At 70.5% G+C, this 19,873-nt stretch carries 17 protein-coding genes and 1 tRNA gene; 13 read left to right on the top strand and 5 right to left on the bottom strand.

Translation table 11 applies throughout. The annotated features are described in order from the left end of the window. Positions 1-289 precede the first annotated feature (289 nt). The 6 genes from RN607_RS13320 to RN607_RS13295 all read left to right on the top strand — a co-directional run bounded on the left by RN607_RS13320 (position 290) and on the right by RN607_RS13295 (position 7,882). The gene (locus tag RN607_RS13320; RefSeq protein ID WP_313543111.1) at positions 290-820 is read left to right on the top strand and encodes a DUF4190 domain-containing protein; all 531 of its coding nucleotides are present in this window, start codon (positions 290-292) and stop codon (positions 818-820) included. Positions 821-1,269: 449 nt separating this feature from the next. Next, positions 1,270-3,210, top strand: coding sequence for a putative bifunctional diguanylate cyclase/phosphodiesterase (locus tag RN607_RS13315; protein WP_313543109.1), 1,941 nt, complete (start codon positions 1,270-1,272; stop codon positions 3,208-3,210). A gap of 2 nt (positions 3,211-3,212) precedes the next feature. Continuing rightward, positions 3,213-3,764, top strand: a complete 552-nt coding sequence (locus tag RN607_RS13310; protein WP_313497960.1) for a DUF5317 domain-containing protein — start codon at positions 3,213-3,215, stop codon at positions 3,762-3,764. A 207-nt stretch (positions 3,765-3,971) separates the two neighbouring features. Continuing rightward, complete coding sequence (locus RN607_RS13305) at positions 3,972-4,622, top strand: TetR/AcrR family transcriptional regulator (protein WP_313497958.1); 651 nt, start codon at positions 3,972-3,974, stop codon at positions 4,620-4,622. Between the two features lie 88 nt (positions 4,623-4,710). Then, positions 4,711-6,471 (top strand): oleate hydratase, encoded by a 1,761-nt coding sequence (locus RN607_RS13300; protein WP_313543107.1) that lies wholly within the window; start codon positions 4,711-4,713, stop codon positions 6,469-6,471. Positions 6,472-6,577: 106 nt separating this feature from the next. Next, a complete protein-coding gene (locus RN607_RS13295) occupies positions 6,578-7,882 on the top strand; it encodes an MFS transporter (RefSeq protein WP_313543105.1) in 1,305 nt (434 codons plus the stop codon). Here the strand turns inward: RN607_RS13295 and RN607_RS13290 are convergent. After that, on the bottom strand, positions 7,875-10,466 hold the full coding sequence (locus RN607_RS13290; RefSeq protein WP_313543103.1) for a phage holin family protein: 2,592 nt from the start codon (positions 10,464-10,466) through the stop codon (positions 7,875-7,877). The two genes, RN607_RS13295 and RN607_RS13290, sit on opposite strands and share 8 nt — an antisense overlap. 214 nt (positions 10,467-10,680) lie before the next feature. Between RN607_RS13290 and RN607_RS13285 the strand changes: the two genes are divergently transcribed. Further along, the gene (locus RN607_RS13285; protein ID WP_313543101.1) at positions 10,681-11,073 is read left to right on the top strand and encodes an FKBP-type peptidyl-prolyl cis-trans isomerase; all 393 of its coding nucleotides are present in this window, start codon (positions 10,681-10,683) and stop codon (positions 11,071-11,073) included. On the opposite strand, the gene RN607_RS13280 is transcribed toward RN607_RS13285, so the two are convergent. Next, a complete protein-coding gene (locus RN607_RS13280; RefSeq protein WP_313543099.1) occupies positions 11,057-12,160 on the bottom strand; it encodes a flavin-containing monooxygenase in 1,104 nt (367 codons plus the stop codon). The genes RN607_RS13285 and RN607_RS13280 overlap by 17 nt on opposite strands. Before the next feature lie 63 nt (positions 12,161-12,223). On the opposite strand from RN607_RS13280, the gene RN607_RS13275 reads away from it, so the two are divergent. Continuing rightward, positions 12,224-12,886 carry a TetR/AcrR family transcriptional regulator gene (locus RN607_RS13275; protein WP_313543097.1) on the top strand — a complete coding sequence of 221 codons (663 nt, stop codon included), beginning with the start codon at positions 12,224-12,226 and terminating at the stop codon, positions 12,884-12,886. Between the two features lie 118 nt (positions 12,887-13,004). Beyond that, positions 13,005-13,577, top strand: coding sequence for an NADPH-dependent FMN reductase (locus RN607_RS13270; RefSeq protein WP_313543095.1), 573 nt, complete (start codon positions 13,005-13,007; stop codon positions 13,575-13,577). 279 nt (positions 13,578-13,856) lie between these two features. Here RN607_RS13270 and RN607_RS13265 read toward each other — a convergent pair. Both RN607_RS13265 and RN607_RS13260 read right to left on the bottom strand, forming a co-directional pair. Next, positions 13,857-13,930, bottom strand: a tRNA-Gly gene (locus tag RN607_RS13265). Positions 13,931-13,997: 67 nt separating this feature from the next. Further along, positions 13,998-14,921: an aldose epimerase family protein gene (locus tag RN607_RS13260; protein WP_313543093.1), complete on the bottom strand. Its 924-nt coding sequence runs from the start codon at positions 14,919-14,921 to the stop codon at positions 13,998-14,000. 162 nt (positions 14,922-15,083) lie between these two features. Between RN607_RS13260 and RN607_RS13255 the strand changes: the two genes are divergently transcribed. Then, on the top strand, positions 15,084-15,989 hold the full coding sequence (locus RN607_RS13255; protein WP_313543091.1) for a hypothetical protein: 906 nt from the start codon (positions 15,084-15,086) through the stop codon (positions 15,987-15,989). 156 nt (positions 15,990-16,145) lie between these two features. After that, the gene (locus RN607_RS13250) at positions 16,146-16,391 is read left to right on the top strand and encodes a DUF6458 family protein (protein WP_313497937.1); all 246 of its coding nucleotides are present in this window, start codon (positions 16,146-16,148) and stop codon (positions 16,389-16,391) included. A gap of 99 nt (positions 16,392-16,490) precedes the next feature. Here RN607_RS13250 and RN607_RS13245 read toward each other — a convergent pair whose 3' ends face one another. After that, positions 16,491-17,792: an MFS transporter gene (locus RN607_RS13245; protein ID WP_313497935.1), complete on the bottom strand. Its 1,302-nt coding sequence runs from the start codon at positions 17,790-17,792 to the stop codon at positions 16,491-16,493. A gap of 96 nt (positions 17,793-17,888) precedes the next feature. Here RN607_RS13245 and RN607_RS13240 point away from each other — a divergent pair, with 96 nt between their 5' ends. Together RN607_RS13240 and RN607_RS13235 are read left to right on the top strand one after the other, a co-directional pair. Beyond that, entirely contained in the window at positions 17,889-18,875 is a 987-nt protein-coding gene (locus tag RN607_RS13240; protein WP_313497933.1) for an NAD-dependent epimerase/dehydratase family protein, read from the top strand. Positions 18,876-18,936: 61 nt separating this feature from the next. Beyond that, positions 18,937-19,818 (top strand): bifunctional helix-turn-helix transcriptional regulator/GNAT family N-acetyltransferase, encoded by an 882-nt coding sequence (locus RN607_RS13235; RefSeq protein ID WP_313497931.1) that lies wholly within the window; start codon positions 18,937-18,939, stop codon positions 19,816-19,818. The last annotated feature ends 55 nt before the right edge of the window (positions 19,819-19,873 follow it).

The raw sequence follows: 19,873 nt of genomic DNA, 5'->3' as shown, positions 1-19,873 counted from the left end.
ACCCCTGGCATCGGCCGAGAGGTCATCCTCGAGACAGGGGGGTGAAGCCGCATCGTCAATCGCGGCCTTCGGGGCACGGCATCGCCGGACCACCGAGAACTTGACGCCATGGCAGGGCCCCCCGAACGGGAATTTCGGGGGGCCTTCGCCATGCGTGGCCGCCTTGCGGGCGGCTCGCGACCACGCTAGGACCCGGGGGTCCCCACGCTTCGCGGGACACGCCGGTGACGCCGCGGTCATCCCACGGTCCTGGACTAGCCTGGGGACGAGCCGTCGCTGAGGAGGACCGATGAGCGAGCAGCCCACCACCCGCACGTCGTCCGACCCGTTCGGCATCGGCGCGGTGATCGCGGGCGTGCTGCTGCTGTCGCCGGTCGCGATCGTGCTCGGCCACCTCGGGTTGCGGCGCTCCAGGACGGGCACACGGCGCGCGCGCACCGCAGCGGTCGCGGGCACGATCCTCGGCTACGTGGGCCTCGCCGTCACCGTCGCGGCCGTCGCCGTGTACGTCACCTCGATCGGCCCGGACGTGAGCCGTCAGACCGCCGACGCCCAGGCGCAGGCGGACATCACCGCAGTGGCGAACACGGTTGCCGATGGGATGCAGACCGATCCCGCGCTGCCCGACGTCCAGGCGGTCGACGGCGCCTACATGGTGGGCGACACGCAGGTCGACGCGCTGCTCGGTGGCAGCCGCACGCTCGAGCTCACGGGAACCTCGCGCACGGACTGGTGCCTGGACCTCACCTACGAGGGTGGAGACCTGTCCGAGGTGTCGTATGTGGGCACGGACGGATTCCATGTCGGCGCGTGCTCGTGAGCTGACCGTTTCGCGCCTGCCGCGCGTCCGACCAGGACATTTTCTGCGAACTGGGTCTGGTATCAACAGCGGGAATGCGGGAGGATGAAGCGCGGCCCTCAACCGGGGGTCGCATCAACCGGGGACGATGGCACAACTCCGGAGCTCGTGGGTTCTCCGTGCACCTCAGCCGTACGGAGGGGGGCCAGGGGCTTTGCCGTCGTACTCAGAAGCAAGGAGAGTCCGATGAGCAAGTGGAGCTTCCTCCAGAACAAGACGGTCGTGCGCGTGGCAGCGAGCTCGACCACCATGATCGCGGTCGCCGTTCTGGTCGGCGCCGGGTACAAGTGGAACTAACCACTCCAGGTCAGGGAGGCGACGGCGGCACCTCAGCGCCGCCGTCGCCTTCCCGTCTTGATCTGTACCTGCTGGTCGTCTGGCTTGTAGGACTCTCCACCTTCGGCTACGTCATGTTCCGCACTGCGTGGGCCGCATCGTTCGACACCGCCTTCCTACTTCCCACGTTGATGCTCATCGTCGCCGCGATCGTCGGCGAGGCGAAGCCCATCGACACCCCTGTGTCCTCTGGCGAGACACGAAGCCTCTCGATGTCGACGCCGTTCGTCCTCGCACTTGTCGCCGTCATCGGCGGCGGGATCGCGGTCCTCGCGCAGGTTGCTGCAAGCCTCACGGACGACGTCGTCAACCGCCGCGACCTGAAGAAGTCGCTCTTCAACGTCGCGCAGTACTCGATCAGCGTCTTCGTGGCGCGCATCGTGTTCGCGACGCTCGCCGATGTGCCGATCTTCGGCGGACCCATGACGGTCAGCACCGGCCAGGTGATCCCGCTGATCCTCGCGGGCTTCGCGATGGTCGCGGTGAACTGGCTGCTTGTCGGCACGGTCGTGTCTCTCGCGGTCGGCGAACCCCTGTCGAGGGTCCTCCGCTCAGATCTCGGCGGCGCCTTCGCGACCAACCTCGTGCTTCTGTCCATCGGAGCCATCGCCGCGATCGTGGCGGACGACGGGGTGCTCGCGCTCGCGCTGCTCGGCGCCCCCGTGGTCGCGGCGCATCTCTTCGCGGCCGCGGCTGCGCGCCATGCCTTCGAGGCGGCGCACGACTCGCTCACGGGGCTCGGGAACCGCAGTCAGATGGATCATCGGCTGTCGGACGCGCTTGAGCAGGCACGGCAGACGAAGTCGCAGGGCCCCGCGCTGGTCCTCCTGGATCTGGACCATTTCAAGGACTTCAACGACACGCTCGGCCACCCGGTGGGCGACACGATCCTGCGCGAGGTGGCGCGGCGCCTCGAGTCGGCGGCGCCCGACTGCTCGGTGCACCGCCTGGGTGGCGACGAGTACGCGGTGGTGGTCGAGGGTGGAGCGCGCGCGGCGCAGCGAGTGGCCAACGGACTGCTCGCCTCGCTCGACGCCCCCGTCAAGGTGGAGAACCTCGAGCTGCTGGTGCGCGCGAGCGCCGGCGTGGCTGTCGCGCCGGAGCACGGCAACGACGGCGAGACCCTGATGAAGAACGCGGACATCGCGCTCTACCACGCCAAGGTGGAGCGCGACAGGATCAGCACCTTCCAGGCCCGCTTCGACGTGAACACGGTGGAGCGGCTGCAGACGCTCGCCGACCTCCGCACGGCGCTCGATGAGGACCAGCTGCACGTGGTCTATCAGCCGCAGGTGGACCTGACCACGGGTCGCACCGTCGCGGTCGAGGCGCTCGTCCGGTGGCGGCATCCGCTGCGCGGCATGGTCGGGCCCGACGAGTTCATCCCGCTCGCGGAGAACTCCGGGCTCATCTACCCGGTGACGTCGTTCGTGCTCGACACGGCGCTGGCGCAGCTGGCCCGGTGGCGCGCCGACGGCTACGACCTGCGCATGTCCGTGAACCTCTCGGCCCGGCATCTGTCCGACCTGTCGCTCCCGCAACAGGTGTCGAACGCGCTCGACAAGCACAGCGTGCCGCCGTCATGCCTGGTGCTCGAGGTCACGGAGACCGCCATCATGTCCGACGCGGTGCGCGCCGACGTCGTCATCCGTGCGGTCCGCGCGATCGGCGTCGAGATGGCGATCGACGACTATGGCACGGGCAACGCGTCGCTCAGCTACCTCCGTCGGCTCGAGATCGACGAGCTCAAGGTCGACCGCTCGTTCGTGAGCAACATCGGGTTCGACCGGCACGACCTGATCATCGTGCAGTCGACGATCGAGCTGGCGCTCGCGCTCGGCGTGCGCGTGGTCGCGGAGGGCATCGAGGAGGCCGAGACGGTCGCCGTGCTCGGCGCGATCGGTCACATCATCGGGCAGGGCCACCACCTGGGCCTGCCGGCGTCGCCGCGTCAGATCGAGATGCGGCTCGCGGAGGAGCGGGGCCGCAGGGCCGGTTCGTTCGGATCCCGCTGACCATGCTGATCCTCGCATTCGCGGCGCTCGCCGTGGCCTCGCCGCTCGTCGCAGGGCGATGGCCGGCCGAGCTGGTGCTGCACCGCTGGCGGTGGGCGTGGCTCATCTGGGTGGCGCTGCTGATCCAGATCGGGCTGTTCTCGTTCGGCTTCGCGGAGCGCATCGGTCCGGCGCTGCACATCCTCACGTACGTGGTGGCCGTCGTGTTCCTCTGGGTGAACAGGACCGTGAAGGGCACGCTGATCGTCGCAGCGGGCGCGGTGTCGAACGGCGTGACGATCGCGCTGAACGGCGGGACGCTGCCTGCGACCGCGTGGGCCCAGCACGCGGCGGGGATCGATTCCGACGCGGAGTTCGTGAACTCCGGCGTCGTGGCGGATCCGGTGCTCCCGTGGCTGGGCGACGTGTTCGCCTGGCCCGAGCCGCTTCCGCTCGCGAACACGTTCTCGGTGGGGGATCTGTTGATCGTCGTCGGCGTGGCGGTGGTCGCATGGAGCGGATCGCGGCGCATCGGGGCGCATCGTTCGCACGTGGGTGAGCCGACCGCGGTGTGACTCCGCGCGGGTCGGAGAGCCGACGGGTGCGGTGCATCGCGGCGCGTGCCGCGTGGAACCGCGACTCGGGCGCGATGCCGCTGTTCTCCCCAAGCGGGATGGGTGCGGTTGACGGCGAGCAATAACGGAGTAGCCTCATTATTGAGCGTGGTCCGCGCGAGGCGAGTGCCTCATGAGGGGCGAGCCGCGCACCAAGGAGGCATCGACGTGGATGCTGCGACGTCGCAGACGGAAGGTCGGCGCGAGCGCAACAAGCGCGAGAAGCGCGACAGGATCTTCGCCGCAGCCGCCGAGCTCTTCGCCGAACGCGGTTTCGAGGACGTCACCACACAGCAGATCGCCGAACGGGCCGACGTCGGGGCAGGGACCCTGTTCCGCTACGCCGCCACCAAGGGCGAGCTGTTCCTCATGGTCTACAACGTCCGCCTGGCCGCCGCGGTCCACGAGGGCGCTGCCGCCGCAGCCGACGAGACCGACGTGGCCGCCGCCATCTGCGCGATGGTCCGCCCCTCGCTCGAGTGGGCGCTCGACCTCGGCGACTCGGCCGACTACCAGCGCGAGCTCCTGTTCGGACCTCCGGACGAGGAGTACCGCGCCGAAGGCCTCGCCACAGTCGCGGACCTCGAGGCCCGCATCGCGGCCCGCCTCGAGGAGGCGGCGCCACCTGGCGCGAACCCTGCCGACGCCCGCCGCGCCGCCCGCTCCGTGTTCGCCGTGCTGAACCTGCTGCTCGTCCAGCCGCTCAACCAGCTGCACCCCGACCTCGACGCGCCGCACGAGCTGTGCGCGCAGGTCACGCAGATCGTGCGGGGCTACCTCGCCGCTGTCGGCGCCACCGCCGGCCCGGGCGACGCCTGACGTCGTCCCACCCTCACCCCGAACGTCCCCACCGGCGTGCGCCGACGTGAGCCGCCGCACGCCCTCATACCAGGAAGGAAGCACATCCATGCGTTACACCAGCGGCAACTACGAGGCCTTCGTGAGGCCGCGCAAGCCCGAAGGCGTCGAGAACAAGACCGCCACCTTCGTCGGCGCCGGCCTCGCGTCGCTCTCGGGAGCGGCGTTCCTCATCCGCGACGGGCAGATGGCCGGCGACAGGATCACGATCCTTGAGCGACTGCCCCTGCCTGGAGGCGCGCTCGATGGCATCAAGGAGCCCAAGAAGGGCTTCGTGATCCGCGGCGGACGCGAGATGGAGGACCACTGGGAGTGCCTGTGGGACCTGTTCCGTGACATCCCGTCGCTCGAGATCGAGGGCGCGAGCGTGCTCGACGAGTTCTACTGGCTCAACCGCGACGATCCGAACTACTCGCTGCAGCGCGCCACCGTCAACCAGGGCGAGGACGCCAAGACCGACGGGCGGTTCGGCCTCACCGAGAAGGCCCAGAAGGAGATCGTCAAGCTGTTCATGGCCACCCGCGAGCAGGTGGAGAACGTCCGCATCGACGAGTTCTTCGGGCGCGAGTTCCTCGACTCGCATTTCTGGATGTACTGGCGCACCATGTTCGCCTTCGAGGAGTGGCACTCCGTCCTCGAGATGAAGCTCTATCTGCACCGCTTCATCCACCACATCGGCGGCCTGCCGGACTTCACCGCGCTGAAGTTCACCAAGTACAACCAGTACGAGTCCCTGGTGCTGCCGCTCTACACGTGGCTGCTGGACAAGGGGGTGAGGTTCGAGTTCCACACCGAGGTCACCGATGTCGACTTCGCCTTCGACGGCGATCGCAAGCAGGCGACGGCGCTGCACTGGAAGAAGGACGATGCCGAAGGCATCACGGATCTGGGGCCCGACGACCTGCTGTTCATGACCATCGGCTCCCTCACCGAGAACTCCGACAACGGCGACCACCACACGCCCGCCAAGCTCGACGAGGGGCCCGCCCCCGCATGGGACCTGTGGCGCCGCATCGCCGCCAAGCACCCGTCCTTCGGCCACCCCGACGTGTTCGGCGCGCACATCGCCGAGACCAAGTGGGAGTCCGCCACCGTCACCACGCTGGACAGGCGCATCCCGGAGCACATCCAGAGGATCGCCAAGCGCGACCCGTTCAGCGGCAAGGTCGTCACCGGCGGCATCGTCACCGCGCAGGACTCGTCGTGGCTGCTGTCGTGGACCGTCAACCGCCAGCCGCATTTCAAGCAGCAGAGCCCCGACCAGATCGTCGTGTGGGTCTACTCGCTGTTCGTCGACCGTCCCGGTGACTACGTGAAGAAGCCGATGCAGGAGTGCACCGGCGAGGAGATCACCCGCGAGTGGCTCTTCCACATGGGCGTCCCCGTGGACCAGATCGACGAGCTCGCCGCTACCGGCGCCAAGACGGTGCCCGTGATGATGCCGTACGTCACCGCGTTCTTCATGCCGCGCAAGGCGGGGGACAGGCCCGACGTGGTGCCCGCCGGGTCGGTCAACTTCGCCTTCCTCGGTCAGTTCGCCGAGTCGGGTCGCGACTGCATCTTCACCACCGAGTACTCCGTCCGCACCCCGATGGAGGCGGTCTACACGCTGCTCGACATCGACCGCGGTATCCCCGAGGTCTTCAACTCCACGTACGACGTGCGGACGCTGTTGGCCGCGACCATCCGCCTGCGCGACGGCGAGCCCGTCGACGTGCCTGGCGGACCGATCGGGCGCCGGCTGGTGCACAAGTACACCCACGACACCCAGATCGGTGAGCTGCTCAAGGAGTACGGCGTCCTCGCCTGACGGGTTGGCGGCACGGGCGTCGACGACGGGGAGAGGCCGTCGTCGACGCCCGCGCGCGGGGCATGGCCCCCGTGACTCACGGCAGCGCGACCTCTAGCGTGGACCCGTGAGCACGCCACCGCCCCGAGGGTCGCGCGCGACCGGTCAGCCCGGCACGCGATGGGCGCCGTGGCGCGTGGTTGTCATGCTGGGCGTCACGAGCCTCGCCGCCGACATGGTCTACGAGGGTGCGCGCTCCCTCTACGGCCCGCTGCTCGCGAGCCTCGGCGCGACCGCGGTCGTCGTGGGCGTGGTGACAGGTGCCGGCGAGGCGGTCGCCCTGATCCTCCGGCTCGTGTCCGGTCCGTTGACGGATCGCACCGGTCGCTACTGGGCGGTGACCATCGTCGGCTACGCGCTCACGGTCGTGTCCGTGCCGCTCCTGGCCTTCACCCCGTTCCTGGGTGCTGCGGGCCTGGCCGTCGCGTCCGTGCTGATCCTCCTGGAGCGTGTGGGCAAGGCGGTCCGCAGCCCCGCCAAGTCCGCGCTGCTGGCCGACGCCGCCACCCGGGTGGGCACGGGACGCGGGTTCGGCGTCCACAAAGCGCTCGACCAGACAGGCGCCTTTCTGGGTCCGCTCCTGGTGGCCGCGGTCGTCGGCGCGACCGGCGCGCTCTGGTGGGGGCCGGCGGCGCTCGCGGTCCCTGGAGTGGCCGCGATGATCGTGCTGTTCGCCACTCGTGCCCACACGCCCGAGCCTGCACACAGGGCGGCTGTGCCCGAGGCATCGCTCGGCGGCACCCAGCGCTTGGGCGCCGAAGCCGAGCAGGAGCATCGTTCCTGGTTCGCGAGGGCGGTGGGTGCGGGGCTGCCGCGCGTGTTCTTCTGGTACGCGGCCGCTGCCGGTCTCATGACCGGTGGCCTCGTGACGTTCGGTCTGATCGGCTACCACCTCGTCGTCTCTGGCCTGGCATCCGACGCGGCGGTGCCCGTGATCTACGCCTTCGGCATGCTCGCGGAGGCGCTCGGAGCGCTCGTGATCGGCTGGTTCTACGACCGGATCGGGACGCGAGTGCTGTACGCCGTCCCCGTGCTTGTGGCGATCGTCCCCGCCGTGGCGATGAGCGGCCGTCTCTGGGTGTCCATCGGGGGCGTGCTCGTGTGGGGTCTCGCGTTCGGCATCCAGGACTCGACCATCAAGGCGCTCGTCGCGGACGTCGTGGAGGCACCGCGTCGCGCCACCGCGTACGGGGTGTTCGCCGCCGTCCAGGGAGTCATGGCGATCGGCGGCGGGCTCATGGCCGGGTGGCTGTACGACGTGTCGGTCACGTGGCTGGCCATCGTCGTCGCCGCGACCCAGCTGGTGGCGGCCGTCGTCCTCGGCGTCGCGCTGCGCAAGGTGCGTCGCGACCGCGCACTGATGCTCAGCTGACCGGTCTGGCTGTGTGCTCGCCAGCGTCCCGCGGGGCGTCGCCGGGCGCGGCGGTCGCGGCGGCGACCGGAGGTGCCTCGCGCAGCGCCTCCCGGTGCCCCAGCCGCTCCAGCCAACGCACCAGCTGCCTGTGCAGGGTCTCGGCGCCGTGCAGCTTCCCCTGCGCATCCTTGAGGTCCTCGTCCACGGACCAGTCGGTGGGGTGCAGCAGCAGCGCGCGCGTCTGCCATCCGCCGAGACCGCCATGGCAGCCCACCAGCTCCTCGAACGCGTAGACCTCGTCGAGCGCCTCGTCGTGGGCCGAGTTGAGGTAGATGTCAGGCGCGTCGGCGAAGCTCGCGGCGCGGAGCATGTCGGCAGGAGCGTTCGGCCCGAACGCCGCCAACGGGTCCTCGCCGTCGACCTCGCCGCTGGAGAGCCGATGCACGCCGCGCGGTCCGATCGCCACGGGACCGGAACCGGCCTGCACCACCACGAACCCGACGCCGGGGTGGGTGGCGAGCGCCTCGATCAGTCCGGGGTGCTGCGCCTCGAGATCCGCGAGCGTCAGCCGCTCGGCGGACTCGGTGAACCAGACGCCGCCCAGGTTGCCCGAGCCGACGACGACGAGCTCGGGCCCGTCGTCGTCGCCACCCGGCGAGGGGGCGGGTGCGTCGTCCCCCTTCGCCGCGTCGCGACGTCTGAGCGCGGCCTTCGCCATGCGGCCCGACACCGACTCCTGCTCCGCGAGCTGGCGGACCAGCAGGCGAGCGGGCCCACCGCCCTCGGAGTCGTGTGCAGGCACGGAGAGCGCGCGCCCACCCGTGTGCTCGCGCACCAGGCCCTCGAGCGAGATCCCGTACCGCTGCTCGAACGTGGGCCCCTGGCTCTGGCCATGGTCGGATACCAGGACGATCCGGTAGCTGCGCGGCGCGATGTCCAGCGCCACGAAGCGCTCGAAGGTGTGAAGCACCTGGTCGATCCCGTACAGCGACGCGAGCGACTCCGGCCGTGTGACGCCGGCATGGTGCGCGATCTCGTCGTAGTCCACGAAGTCCACGTACACGGACTTGGCGCCGTCCATCATCGCGTCGATCACGAGCGCCACGTTGAGGTCGCGCAGCACGGCGTTCGTGGCGCCGCGCAGGAGCACGTACTCGGCCCCGCGCGGCACCCGGGGCTCCACGCCCCGCCACACCTGGCGTCGTCCCTGCCAGATCTCCTTGGCCATCTCGCCGACGGTGCGGGGCAGCGCGCGAGCCAGGCCTGCAGGGTGCGTGAAGAAGGCGGCGTACGACTGCGAGGCGCCCAGGTCCCGCTTGCCCGCGCGCAGTCCGCTGACGGTGAGGTAGGACCGCTCGGCGTCCCCGGAGAACAGGTTGGAGATGGACACGCCGCCATCGGCCAGCAGGCCTCGGCCGTTGCTCGCGCGCTCCTCGATGACGCCTGCGTCGTCCGGCTTGTTGGTCGCCATGAAGCGGCCCAGCGGCCGGTCCCACCACATGAACATCGGGATCTCCGCGTTCGAGCCCTGCAGGATGCCCGACTGGCTGGCGGGCGTGGTGGACGGGATGCCCGGCGTCCACTCGGTCCACGTGTGGCTTCCACCGCGGATCCAGCGGGAGATGGTGGGAAGGTTGCCGGCGCGGATCTCCTGCTCCAGGAGCGGTGCGGAGACGCCGTCCATCTGGATGAACAGGACCCCCTCCTGTCCGTCCTCGGCGGGTGCCACCCCGCGCAGGCTCATGCGGGTCGCGTGGACCAGCAGATAGTCGTACGAGCTCGCGGAGAACAGCCACGACACCGCTGTCATGAGGACGGAGAAGACGATCGACGCGACGATCGCCCAACCCAGTCCCGACACGTCGATCCCGGGCGCGATCCACAGCGCGACCGCCACGATGGACGCGTTGCCGAACAGGGCGGCGGCCAGGGCTCCCGCCCATCCGAAGCGGCTCGCGATCAGCAGCCACGCGGGCTGCAGCGCCCACGAGACCAGGGCGAGCAGGATCGCGGCCGACAGCGTCGCGATCCGCGAGTCGGAGGTGACGCCCGGCGTGAGCGTGATGGTCCACGACACGACGAGCACGCTGACAGCCAGCTCGACGCCGCGCAGCACGCGTCGGCGCACCGTGCGCTGCTCGGCGCCCAGGGCTCGTGCCAGCTCACGCTCGCGATCGCTCTGGAACCAGCGGTTCGCGGCCGGTGACCAGGCGAGCGCCAGCATGGCGACGCTGCCGAGCCCTGACAGCACGAGGCCTTGCGCATCGCCGCCCGTCACGGTCGCCTCATGCAGCGCGGTGACGAGCCGCACCCCGAGCAGCACCGTGAGGATCACGCGTGCGCCGTTCGAGCCGCGCCACAGCGCGATGGCCACCGCGACCAGCAGGACCCCCACCGTCCACAGGGAGAACGTCGTCGACCCGTCGACCGCGCCTGTGCTGCCGCCCTGACCGGCGGTGACTGCAAGCACGCCCAGGCTCAGGTCGGCGAGCGCGCTCAGCGCGATCAGGAGCGCGAGCACGGTGACGGACCAGGGACGACGCGGGGACGACGCGTGCGTGCGGTCGATTCCTTCGCTGGCGGTGTCTTTGTGGTCACCCATGGGGCCATCATGGCGGACAGGTCCGTGCTGTGACGGGTGAGGCGGCTCCCGCGCGTCGGTGCGCGTCGGTGGGCGTGTGCGGGCCGCGGCGTGAGCGACTGCGCGCTGGCAGGACCTGAGGGCTCATGCAGCGTCGGATCCGACCCTCATGTCCTGCCAGAGGGACGTCGGCGGCTTAGGCTTGCGCGATACCTCACCGACCGAAGGTGCGACCATGAGCCTGCCCACCATCACCCGCGACGCGGCCGGAGCGCCGTCCATCGACTTCTCCGGCGCGGAGATGCCCGAGGGCCTCGTGGTCGAGGTGCTGAACGCCGGCGCCGGGCCCGTCGTCGTCGAGGGTCAGCACATCACCGTGCACTACAGCGGCTGGTTGTGGGACGGCGCCAAGTTCGACTCGTCGTGGGATCGCGGCGCGGCCATCGACTTCCCGATCGCCTACGGCGCGCTGATCGACGGCTGGGTGGACGGCATCGTCGGCCAGCCCGTGGGTTCGCAGCTGCTGCTGGTGGTGCCGCCGGAGTCGGGCTACGGCTTCCGCCCCATGGGTCCGATCCCCGCGGGCTCGACGCTGGTCTTCGTCGTGGACGTCATCGCGGCTCAGTAGCGGCGGGCGTGGGCGCGGAGGTGTCGGACCGCGCCATTCGGTCCGCGATCCAGGCGGCGTCGAGCGCGACGCCGTGGATCATGGACGAGGCGAGCGAACGCTGGAAGAGCGCGCCGAGCACGTAGAGCCCGGGCTGCGTGCGGCAGATGCCGCGATCGTGGGCGGGGAGTCCGTCGGCCTGGATGTCAGGGAGGTCCAGCCACGCGCCGTCCGCGTGGAATCCGGTGCACCATACGATCGCCCCGACGTCGAGCTCCTCGCCGGCGTCCGTGACCGGTCTGCCGTGGTCGACGCGGGCGATGCGGCCCACTCGACGCACGCCCGCCGCGGCGATGTCCGCGGTCTTCACCCGGATCAGCGGGCCGCCGTGGCCCTTGAGGTTCGCGGCGGCGCGTCGACCCATCGGGGTGTCGAGCGTGAGGACGTGGGAGAAGACCCAGAACACCACGCGGCTGGCGCGCCGTCCGAGCCGGCTGTCGATATGGAACGGGATCTGGCCGGGGTGGCGTCCCGCGAGGACGACGTGGTGGGTCTGGGCGAGCTCGAGCGAGATGTCGGCGCCCGAGTTGCCTGCGCCGACCACCAGCACGTCGCCCGCGGGGACATCCGACGGGCGACGGTACTCGGAGGAGTGCAGCTGGACGGTGCCGGGGTCGATCTGCGAGGCGAATGCGGGGATCTGCGGCAGCGCGTCGTAGCCGGCGGCGAGCACCACGCGGTCCGCGTGGATCGTGTCGGTGGCGGTCTCCACGACGAAGCCGGCGTGGTCCTTCCCGAGCCGTGTCACGCGGGTTCCCGAGCGCACCGGCAGGCCGTGCACGGCGGCGTATCGCTCCAGGTAGTCGGCGAACTGCCCTCGCGTGGGGTAGCTCTGCGGGGGTGCGGGATAGGGCGTGCCGGGAAGCCCGCTGTAGCGGGCGGGCGTGAAGAGGGTGAGGGAGTCCCATCGGGTGCGCCAGGCGTCGCCGACGCGGTCGCTCGCGTCGAGGATCACATGGGGTATGCCGCGCTCCTTGAGGCGATACCCCATGGCGAGCCCTGCCTGTCCGCCGCCGATGACGACGGTGTCGATCCGCTCGGTGCCCATCTCAGTTCTCCTTCGACGAGGTAATTCGCCCGAAGTAGTGTCGGATGAATATAGGATAGATCCATGACCGACGTTGTCAACAGGAGGACCTACCGCTCACAGGTGCGCAAGGAGCAGGCCGAGCGCACCCGCGCAGCGATCCTGCATGCTGCCAGGGAGCTTCTGACGACGGAGGGCTACGGCGTGCCCGTCTCGCAGATCGCGCGCCGCGCCGGCGTCGCCGTCGACACCGTCTACGCGAGCGTGGGACGCAAGCCGGAGCTGGTGCTCGCCGTCATCGACACGGTGCTCGGCACCTCCGAGCAGCCGATCCCCGCGGAGCAGCGCGACTACGTGATCGCGCTGCGCGCCGCCGCGACCGCACGCGAGAAGATCCGCATCTACGCGCAGGCTCTCGGTCGCCTGCTGCCCGTCGTCGCGCCGCTCCAGGAGGCGCTGCGCGAGGCGGGCCGCACCGACAAGGCGTGCGCCGAGGTCTGGTCGCGCCTCGACGAGCGCCGCGCGGGCAACATGCTGCTGTTCGCAGCCGACCTGCGCGCCACCGGCGAGCTCCGCGCCGACCTCGACGACCAGGCCGTGGCGGACCTGGTCTGGTCGACGAACAGCGCCGAGCACTACGCCGTGCTCATGCGCCGCGGCTGGACCGCCGGGCAGTTCGCAGCACACCTTCAGGACGTGTGGATCCGCGCGCTCGTGGTGCCGGAGGCGTGGGGCGACGCGAGCTGACGGATGCCGGGTCGGTGCTGCCGCGTGCGCCCGTTGCGGAACCCCGCTCGCATCTCGCACGGTCCGTGCCTGCGGCCTATCGTGGGCCGTGTCGGACCAGCGCCACCTGGAGGACCTCATGAGCACCACGTACCGCGTCGGCTACTTCGTCGGAAGCCTGTCGTCCACATCCATCAACCGCCTGCTGAGCAGGGCGCTGATCCGGCTAGCGCCCGAGGACCTGGAGTTCACCGAGATCCCCATCGGCGGCCTGCCGCTCTACAGCCCCGACTACGACGAGGACTACCCGCCCGAGGCGCGCGCTCTCAAGGACGCGATCGCCGCGTCGCAGGCGGTCCTGTTCGTCACCCCCGAGTACAACAGGTCCATCCCCGGCGCGCTCAAGAACGCGATCGACTGGGCGTCACGGCCCAAGGGCACCAACTCGTTCCACCACCTGCCGGCCGCGGTGATCGGCGCATCGCCCGGCAAGATCGGCACCGCCGTCGGGCAGCAGAGCCTCCGCGCGGTCCTGAGCTTCTGCAACGCCCGGCAGATGACCGCGCCTGAGGCCTACGTGACCTTCACGCCGGGGCTCGTCACGGCCGACGGCGAGGTCACCGACCCGTCCGTCGAGGCCTTCCTCACCGCCTACATGCAGGAGTTCCGCGACCATGTGGTCCGTGTGCTGACGGTGCTGCCGCGCGGCTGACCTATGCCACTGCGGGCTCGACGCCCGCCACTGCGCGGCCGACCTATGCCACTGCGAGTTCGACGCGCGCCACTGCGCGCTGGCTTGGTACGTCAGTGCACGTTTCTGCCGGGATTCGTACAGTCATGTTCCATTACGCGGTGGCGGTGGCGGTGGCGGTGGCGGTGGCGGTGGCCGCGGGCGTGGGTGCGGGTGCGGGTGCGAAGGCGAGGGTGCCTATGCCACCGGGCTGCTGGCGCAGAGACGACGAAAGGCCCCTCGTATGAGGGGCCTTTCTCGTGGAGCGGGTGACGGGAATCGAACCCGCGCTATCAGCTTGGGAAGCTGAAGTTCTGCCATTGAACTACACCCGCAGCGCCATGACGGCCCTCCCATCGTAATGGGTTCGGGCCGCGGGAAGCGAACTTCCCCAGGCGGGCCTCAGAGCAGCGTGGCCGTCAGGGACCAGCGGGCGGTGAACGTCTCGCCCGGTGCCAGTGGGTGCACGCCCACGCCGTCGACGCCCTCGGCGGCGAGCCGCAGCGCGTCGTTGGCGTGCGTGACGGGCTCTACCGCGAAGAACGGCTTGCCCTCGGGGACGTAGCAGACGATGTGGCTCAGCGCGTCGTCTGCCTCGAGGTCCAGCTGCAGGGCGCGCGGCCACGTGAGGGTCGCGGCGATGGGGGAGGTGCGGCCGGTGAGGCAGTCGTCCACGTGCACGTGCCCGAGCGGCCGACGCGTGCGGTAGTCGGCATGCGCGGGGACCTCGCCAGCGGCGCCGGTCGGCAGGCAGTTCACGAGCTCGTAGCCTGCGTCGCAGCGGATCTGCAGCTCTGCGTCCCCGCCGAGCGGCGCGGAGTCGGAGCCAAGCCGCCGCACGAAGTACGGGTGGTGACCCAGACCGGCAGGGAAGGTCTCGTCGGACACGTTTGTGAGCGCCATCGTCACGATCAGCCGGGCCCCGTCGAGCGCGTACGTGAATGCCGTGGTGAAGGGCCACGGGAAGTTGGGGTCCTCGAGGTCGCGCGAATCGAGCGTGAGGACTGCGTGGGTCGCGTCGAACTCGGCGACGTTCCACGGGTGCTTGAGGCCCACGCCGTGGATGGCGGTGCCGTCTCCGCTCGTGACGCGCAGCGGGTGCTCCTCGCCGTTCCAGCGCAGCACCGGTCCGCTGATGCGGTTGGACCACGGGACCAGGGGGAACGACGCCGTGTCGCCGGACTTCTCCACCTCGGCGGGGGTGGGACGCATCGCGTCGACCCACGCGTCGTCGATCCGCACCTGGCCGTAGGCGATGGAGCCGCCGGTCGCGGGCAGCAGGCCCACGCGCCAGGTGCCGTTGTCGAGGATGAGCATCGAGTCCATGGCCCCATTGTGAGGCAGGCGCGAGGGTGCTTCGTGCTCCTCAGGTCCCGTGCGTGTCCGGCTCGTCCGATTCGTGCAGCAGGGTGCGGGAGGTTCGTCGCACCAGGTATGGCGAGGGTTCTGGGCCTTCCCGTGCGGCCGTGGCAGCGCGATACTTGCCCGATGAGACGGTCGTCCCCGCTGCTCGCGCTCGCCTGCGTGGTCGCGCTCGCGGGCTGCGGCGGCTCGCCTGGAGTCGACGCTCCCGACGGGTCGACGTCCGCCGCCGCCGTGTCGGCCTCCTCTGCCGCGACGTCGTCCTCGTGGGCCGGCACGGGCTGGGACGCATCGGCAGCGACGGTGGACATCGCCTTCCCGCGCACCTTGCAGGCGGACAGGAAGATCGAGGTGCGGCTCGACGGCGTGGTCACGGACGATGCCGTCGTGGTCGGCGCGATGCTCGACTCCCCGCGCTTCATGCCGACGAACCAGGTGGCGGAGAACGTGCGGATCTTCGACGGCTACACGACTAGGGTCAGGGTGCCGTTGGGCGCTGTGGTCTGCGACCCGCCCGACGCGGGCACGACCGTGACCTTGGAGGTCTCGGTGGACGGCGTCGTCCAGTCGCTCACGCTTCCCGCGCCTGACGAGGTCCTTGCCGGGATCGCGGCCGACGAATGCGCCATGAAGGCGGTGCAGGACGCGGCGCCGGTGGCCTTCGGCTCCGACGCGACCCGCTCCGGGACGGACGTGGACACGACGCTCGTGCTCACGCGAGGCACGGCGGCCGGCGACGTGGTGCTCGACTCTGTCGCAGGCTCGGTCGTGTTCGATCTGGCGGGGATCGACGGCGCGGTGCCGACGACCCTCGCGGCGGGCAGCGACCAGGTGGTGGTACCGGTCCGCCTGAGCGCCACGCGCTGCGATCCGCATGTCTTCGCGGAGAGCAAGAAGACGTTCGTCTTCCGTGTCTGGGAGGCGGTGGACGGCGCCGCTCCCGCCTATGTGGAGATCCGACCGCCGGCGGCGCTACAGGACCTGCTGCAGCAGGCGTTCGACGAATGCGGAAGCTCCTCACGCTCCGAGTGACATCCCTGGTATATGACAGATCGACCGCGTTTTCGGAATATCTGAGAAGCGACGTCGGGTTGCCCTCTGTGACTGCAGGAGCGGTCGGCGGCCCTGAGCTCACGAGGCTCGATGGCCGTCCGAGACCCCCGCACAGTGGGGAGCAAGGAGCACATCATGGCCATCGGTTCAGGGATCTTCCTGATCGTCGTCGGCGCGATCCTGACCTTCGCTCTGAACACCTCGGTCGACGCCGTCAACCTGGGTGCCGTCGGGTGGATCTGCATGATCGCGGGAGTGGCGGCGATCGTCATCTCGCTGATCGTGAACGCTCAGCGGGCGAACACCACGCACCGCGAGATCCGCGATGAGCACGCGGTGCGCGACGACCACCATGTGGAGCACCCCGCGCCTGAGCAGTGATCAGCCGTCGCGGCGTGCGACGCCTCATCGACACGGGGCCGGCTCGTCCATCTGACGGGTGCGGCCCCGTCGTCGTCCGCGGTCCCGTGCGGATGCCGTTCAGGTCTGCGTGGTCTCGATGTCCGCGATCGGCTCGGCCTCGGGGGCGAGGCCACGCCCGAACCTCACGAACGGGCGTCGGACCTGGAGCTCGAGCACCACGTTCCAGCGGCGGGCGGACCACAGCCCCACGGCGGTGGCCACGATGAGCGACGCGATGGCGCCGATGCCGATGGCCCATCGAGGTCCGTACTGCTCTCCGACCCATCCGACGATGGGGGAGCCGATGGGGGTGGTGCCCATGAACACCATCATGTAGAGCGCCAGCACGCGGCCGCGCATGGAGGGCTCCGTGGTGGTCTGCACGGTCGCGTTCGCGGCGGTGATCATCGTGAGTGCGGCGAAGCCGACGGGGATGCCCGCGATCGCGAACGTCCAGAACGTCGGCATGAGCGCCAGCAGCGAGTTCGCGGCGCCGAAGCCGAACGCGGCGATGACGACGAGCTTGAGCGTCGGCTGCCGGCGACGGGCGGCGAGCAGCGCGCCGCCGAGCGAGCCGATCGCGAGGATCGAGCCGAGCACGCCGTACTCGCCGGGTCCGCGACCGAACTCGACGCGCGCCATCATGGCGCTGGTGAGCTGGAAGTTGAGCCCCAGCATGCCGACCACTCCCACGACCACGAGGATCGCGATGATGTCGGGCCGGCTGCGCACGTAGCGGACGCCTTCGAGGACCTGGCCGGGTCCGCGGGGGGCGCGGCGCTGACGCTCGAACTCGTCGCTGCGCATCAGCAGCAGCGCGATGATCGTCGCCAGGAACGTGAAGCCGTTGAGCAGGAACACCCAGCCGGAGCCGATCCAGGCGATCAGCAGGCCGGCGAGGCCGGGGCCGATCAGGCGGGCGGCGTTGAACGACGCCGAGTTCAGGCCGACTGCGTTGGAGAGGTGCGACGCGGGGACCAGGTCGCTGACGAAGGCCTGGCGGGCAGGGTTGTCGAACGCGGTCATGAAGCCCAGGCCGAGCGCGAACGCGTACACGTGCCACAGCTGTGCATGGCCGCTGAGCACGATCGCCCCGAGTCCCACGCTGAGCGCGGCGCCGACGACCTGCGTGACGAGGAGCAGCTTGCGGTGGTCCACGCGGTCCGCGAGCACGCCTGTCCACGGTCCGATCAGGAGGAAAGGGAGGAACTGGAGCGCGGTGGTGACGCCGACCGCGAAGCCCGAGTTGTCCGTGAGGACGGTGAGCACCACCCAGTCCTGCGCGATCCGCTGCATCCAGGTGCCGATGTTCGACACCACTGCGCCTGCGAACCAGAGGCGGTAGTTGCGGATGCCGAGCGAGCTGAAGGTGCGATTCATTCCTGGGGTCTCAACGCGGAGGGGGTGCAGGTGATTCCTGACGTACGTCAACTGTATCGGCGTTCGCGGATGCCACGGTCGCCTAGGGTGGCTCCCATGAGCCGATCACTGCTGATCCTGGGAGGCACCGCCTGGCTGGGCGCCGAGATCGCGCGGCAGGCGGTCGCGCGCGGCTGGGACGTGACATGCCTGGCTCGCGGCACGTCGGGCGTCGCGCCTGCGGGGGCGACGCTGGTGCCGGTGGATCGTTCCAGCCCAGGCGCGTACGACGCGGTGGCGGGGCGTCGTTTCGACGCGGTCGTGGAGGTCAGCTGGCAGCCCCGCTTCGTGCAGGAGGCGCTGGTGGCGCTGGCCGGCGCGACGGACCACTGGACCTACGTGTCGTCCGTGTCCGTGTATGCCGCCGTACGCGCGGAGAACACGGAGGACTCGCCACGACAGCCCGCGCTCGATCCCAGGGCCGATGCCACCGGCGCCGACTATGCGCAGGCGAAGGTGGCCTGTGAGGACCTGACCCTGGCGCTGCGTCCGCAGGCCCTGATCGCCCGCCCCGGCCTGATCGTCGGCCCCGGCGACCCGTCGGACCGTTTCGGCTACTGGCCCGCGCGCGCGGCGCTCGCGGGTGAGGGGCCGCTGCTGGTGCCCAAGGATGCGGCGCCTACCCAGTCCCTGGACGTGCGGGATCTGGCGGCGTGGATCCTGGATGCAGGCGCGGCGGGGGTGGTCGGTCCGGTGAACGCGGTGGGGGAGCAGATCCCGTTGGCGGACGTGGTGGCGCTCGCGCGGGAGGTCGCGGGGCACACCGGTGAGGTGCGTGAGGCGACCACTCCGTGGCTCGCGATCCACCGGGTGGTCGGCTGGTCTGGTCCCAGGGCGTTGCCGCTGTGGGTGGCCGCGGGTCCGTTCCCGCCGATGGGGACGCATGCGTCGGCCCGGTACCGCGATTCGGGTGGTGCGTGGCGTCCCCAGGCGGAGACGATGCGTGACGTCCTGGCATGGGAGAGGGGCCTGGGCGTGGATCGCGAGCGGGCGACGGGCCTGAGCCGCGACGCGGAGCTGGAGCTGATCGGGCAGCTGCCCTGACGGCCGTGCGTGCGCTCGCTGCGCTTGCTCTCGCGTCCGATGTCTGACTAATGTCAGCGATATGGATCCGCGTCTCGTCCAGTCGTTCCGTCAGTTCCAGCGCGTCGTGACGCGCGAGGTCGGCGCGCTGCAGGGCGACTTCCTGGACCGCGGCCGACCGTTCGCGGCCTCACGCCTGCTCTGGGAGGTCGGCGAGGGCGACGTGGAGATCGCCGCCCTGCGCGCGCGCCTGGGCCTCGACTCGGGCTACGCCTCGCGCCTGCTGCGCACCCTGGAGGCCGAAGGGCTCGTGGAGGTCGCGCCCAGTCCCGCTGACGCCCGCGCCCGCGTGGTCAGGAGGACCGCTGCAGGCACCGCGGAGGTGACGACGCTGGACGCGCTGAGCGACGACGCCGCGGCCACGCTGCTCGCCGGCTTGGACCCGGATGAGCAGCAGGCGCTCGACGCCGCGACCCGCACCGTCACCCGACTGCTCACCCGCCACCACGTGACGGTCGAGACCGTGGACCCGTCGTCGCCCGATGCGCGCTGGTGCGTCGAGCGGTACTACGAGGAGCTCCAGTCCGCGTTCGACGCCGGGTACGACCCCGCCAAGGCGGTCCCGATCGCCTCCGACGACCTGGCTGAGCCGCACGGCGCCTTCCTCGTCGCCCGCCTGCACGGCCAACCCGTCGCGTGCGGCGGCGTCACCGTGCCCGTGGGCGCGCCGGCCTTCCTCAAGAGGATGTGGGTCGCCCCCTCCGCTCGCGGGCTGGGCGTGGGCGCGCTGCTGCTCGACGCGCTCGAGGCGCGCGCGGTCCGCGGCGGCGCGGACGTGGTCCGCCTGGACACGAACTCCGTGCTCGGGCCCGCGTGCCGCATGTACGAGTCGCGCGGCTATGTGCAGGTGCCTGACTTCAACGGCGAGCCGCACGCCGACCGGTGGTACGCGAAGCAGCTGTGACCGCGGCGCGTTCCCGCCGCAGTCGCCGCGCGGAACGTCCGCCCTCGCGCGACAC

It is taken from the genome of Demequina capsici (assembly GCF_032102965.1).
In the GTDB taxonomy this organism is placed as follows: Bacteria; Actinomycetota; Actinomycetes; order Actinomycetales; family Demequinaceae; genus Demequina; species Demequina capsici.
Note: the sequence above shows the minus strand (reverse complement) of the source record. Positions and strands in the feature narration are given on the sequence as shown.